At 64.8% G+C, this 3542-nt stretch carries 3 protein-coding genes and 1 pseudogene; 3 read left to right on the top strand and 1 reads right to left on the bottom strand.

Going from position 1 to position 3542, the window contains the following annotated elements; genetic code table 11:
* The 3 genes and pseudogenes from EOA24_RS31210 to EOA24_RS31200 all read left to right on the top strand — a co-directional run.
* A pseudogene (locus EOA24_RS31210) lies at positions 1-265 on the top strand (outer membrane protein assembly factor BamE); the annotation flags it as partial.
* Between the two features lie 141 nt (positions 266-406).
* Positions 407-940 carry a dTDP-4-dehydrorhamnose 3,5-epimerase family protein gene (locus tag EOA24_RS31205; protein ID WP_348633089.1) on the top strand — a complete coding sequence of 178 codons (534 nt, stop codon included), beginning with the start codon at positions 407-409 and terminating at the stop codon, positions 938-940.
* 1 nt (position 941) lies between these two features.
* Entirely contained in the window at positions 942-1931 is a 990-nt protein-coding gene (locus EOA24_RS31200; RefSeq protein WP_126082929.1) for a glycosyltransferase family 2 protein, read from the top strand.
* A 93-nt stretch (positions 1932-2024) separates the two neighbouring features.
* Here EOA24_RS31200 and EOA24_RS31195 read toward each other — a convergent pair.
* On the bottom strand, positions 2025-3542 hold a 1518-nt coding region (locus EOA24_RS31195), incomplete at its 5' end, for a sodium/proton-translocating pyrophosphatase (RefSeq protein ID WP_127410449.1).

The raw sequence follows: 3542 nt of genomic DNA, 5'->3' as shown, positions 1-3542 counted from the left end.
CTACTATATCTCGCAGACGCGCAAGCGCTACGTCGCCTTCGACAACCCGCACATCATCGACCAGCATGTGCTGGCGGTCTATTTCGGCGCTGACGGCCGCGTGACCCAGATCGCCAATTACGGCCTCAAGGATGGCAAGATCTTCGACTTCATCTCCAGGACGACACCGACCGGCGGCAAGGACCAGAACTTCCTCACCCAGGTCATCAACGGCGCCAGCAAGCTGGCGCCCGGCATCCCCGGCGGCGGCAGCGGCACGCCTTAAGTCTATCGACGAACCGCGGAACAATCAAAACCCGCCACCTCGCCGGCGGGTTTTGTGTATGTGCGGCCCGACGCCCTTGCTTATGTTCCGGCGTCCCCCTATCAATTCGCCGGGATTGGGGACCGGTCATGAGCAACAGCGATCGTACTGTGCCGCAAGGCTGGATGGCGACAGGCACGCCAGACCGGCAGACCGCGACACCCGACTGGCTCGTCGTGGGATGCGCCGACAATCCAGGGCGTCGCGCTCAAGGAAATCCGGCCTGTCGCGACTTCGACCGGCTACCTCACTGAAGTCTTTCGCGAGGAATGGGATCTGGACGGGCTTCCAGTCGGACAGGTGTTTCAACGCACGCTTTATCCCGGCGCGGTGACGGGGTGGCATGCCCATGGCGTCACAACCGACCGGCTTTTTTGCTCGGTGGGCAGCGTTCGCATCTCACTGTTCGACGGTCGCAAGGCCTCGCCGACATTCGGCGCGGTCTGGCACAAGATCGTCGGCGCGGTCAGGCCTGCCATCGTCGTCATTCCGCCCGGCGTCTGGCACGGAGTCGTCGCGCTCGGACCGGACATTGCTTTGGTGCTCAATCTGGTCGACAAGGCCTACGCCTATGACGCGCCCGATCACTGGCGGCTACCGCCCGATACCGAACAGATCCCCTACAAGCTGGCATAGCGTGGAACAGGCCGGCCAGCGCCCGCCGACAGGGCGGATCGAACCGCTTGTCTCGGTCATCATCGCGACGCACAACCGCCCCGCGGTACTGCGCCAGACGCTGAAGAGCCTCATGGGCCAGACCCTGCGGGACTGGGAAGCCATCGTCGTCGGCGACGCGTGCCGGCCGGACACCGCGACAACGGTCGCCGCTTTCGGCGACGGCCGCATATCCTATATCGATCTTCCGGTGAATTTCGGCGAACAGTCGGGGCCCAACAATATCGGCTTTGCCAGAGCACGCGGCCGTTTTGTTGCGATCTTGAATCATGACGACCTCTGGTTTCCCGACCATCTGGCATCCGTGAGCGGCTGGATCGACGCCACCGCTGCCGATGTAGTGATCGCCCGCGGCGCGGTCATCGAGTCGGCCGCGAGCAAGGGTTCCAGGCATATGATCCTCGGGATGGGGCGGGACGGCTTCTATGACCCAGTCACCACGGTCGGATTTGGCTCCGCGCAAATGATCCGGCGCACGTCGCTGCCAAGGCTTGGACCATGGCGCCCGGCCAGCCAGTGCGTTTGCGAGAGTTCCCAGGACTGGCTGTTCCGTGCCTGGCGCAAGGGTGCGGTGATCGCGACAATGCCGCATCTGACCGTGCTCATGCTGCATTCGGGCAAGCGCGAAGGCAGCTATGCGCGTGATACGGCGCAGGAGCAGGAAGAACTGATGGACGCGATGAGCTCGCCGGACGCTTTGCGCGCCAGGATTCTTGGCAACGCCGAGGAACCTGCTCCCCTCAAGCGTTCCCGCTACCTTAAACGCAGGCTCCTGGCGATGCTTGGCATACATCCGCGGGCGCGTTCCTTCCGCCGCCAGCATCGCCGAGGCGCCTTCATTGCCATGCTGCGCCAGACACGCGGCTTGCCGCCAATGCCCGAGCGAGAGCCGAACATCGACGCGTTGCTGGCCCGCTATCGCCATGGCACCGAAAGGCCCGAAGCCAACTGAGTGCCCGCCGGGAAGGCGGCACGCATGGTGTCATGTGAAAAAAAAGCCCGCGGGATCGCTCCCGCGGGCTTTATCCTGGAATAGCTGCCGCGATCAGCCGTGCGCGAGCACGGCGAGAAGAAGCAGCGCGACGATGTTGGTGATCTTGATCGCCGGATTTACGGCCGGGCCGGCGGTGTCCTTGTAGGGGTCGCCGACGGTGTCGCCGGTGACCGAGGCCTTGTGCGCCTCGGAACCCTTCAGGTGTTTGACGCCGTCCTTGTCGGTGAAGCCGTCCTCGAACGACTTCTTGGCGTTGTCCCAGGCGCCGCCGCCGGAGGTCATCGAGATGGCGACGAAGAGGCCGTTGACGATCACGCCGAGCAGCGAGGCGCCGAGCGCGGCGAAGGCCGAGGCCTTCGAGCCCGAGATCAGCAGCACGCCGAAATAGACGACGAGCGGCGCCAGCACCGGCAGCAGCGACGGGATGATCATCTCCCGGATCGCCGCCCTGGTCAGGATGTCGACGGCGCGCGCATAGTTCGGCTTCGAGGTGCCGGCCATGATGCCCTTGTCCTCGCGGAACTGCTTGCGCACTTCCTCGACGATCGAGCCGGCGGCGCGACCGACGGCGGTCATGGCGATGCCGCCGAACAGATAGGGGATCAGGCCGCCGAAGATCAGGCCGGCGACGACATAGGGGTTGGAGAGGTCGAAGGAGACGTCGCCCATGCCCTGGAAGTAGGGGTACTTGTCGCCATTGGCGGCAAAGAACCGGAGGTCGTTCGAGTAGGCCGCGAACAACACCAGCGCGCCGAGACCAGCGGAACCTATGGCATAGCCCTTGGTCACCGCCTTGGTGGTATTGCCGACAGCGTCGAGCGCGTCGGTGGAGTGGCGCACTTCCTTGGGCAGGCCGGCCATTTCGGCAATGCCGCCGGCATTGTCTGTGACCGGGCCGAAGGCGTCGAGCGCCACGATCATGCCGGCAAGGCCAAGCATGGTGGTGACGGCGATCGCCGTGCCGAACAGGCCACCTAGTTGGTAGGTCGCGATGATGCCGCCGACGATGACGATGGCCGGCAGCGCGGTCGATTCCAGCGAGACCGCGAGGCCCTGGATGACATTAGTGCCGTGACCGGTCACCGACGCCTGGGCGATCGAATTCACCGGACGCTTGTTGGTGCCGGTGTAGTATTCGGTGATCACCACGATCAAACCGGTCACCAGCAGACCGATGAGGCCGCAGATGAACAGGTTCTTGCCGGTGATGCCGATGCCGGCAACGGTGCCGACCTCGCCCCAGCCGACCGTGGCGGAGGTCGCGGCGGCAAGACCGACGATCGACAGCAGGCCGGTGACGATCAGGCCCTTGTAGAGCGCGCCCATGATCGAGCCGTTGGAGCCGAGCTTGACGAAGAAGGTGCCGACGATCGAGGTCAGGATGCAGGCGCCGCAGATGGCGAGCGGATAGAGCATGGCCGCGCCCAGCGCCGCCGTGCCGCCGAAGAAGATGGCGGCCAGAACCATGGTGGCGACGACGGTCACCGCATAGGTCTCGAAAAGGTCCGCGGCCATGCCCGCGCAGTCGCCGACATTGTCGCCGACATTGTCGGCGACAATGTCGGCGAC

The organism is Mesorhizobium sp. M2A.F.Ca.ET.039.01.1.1, assembly GCF_003998035.1.
Classification (GTDB): Bacteria; Pseudomonadota; Alphaproteobacteria; order Rhizobiales; family Rhizobiaceae; genus Mesorhizobium.
This window is presented reverse-complemented; position numbering and strand designations above follow the sequence as displayed.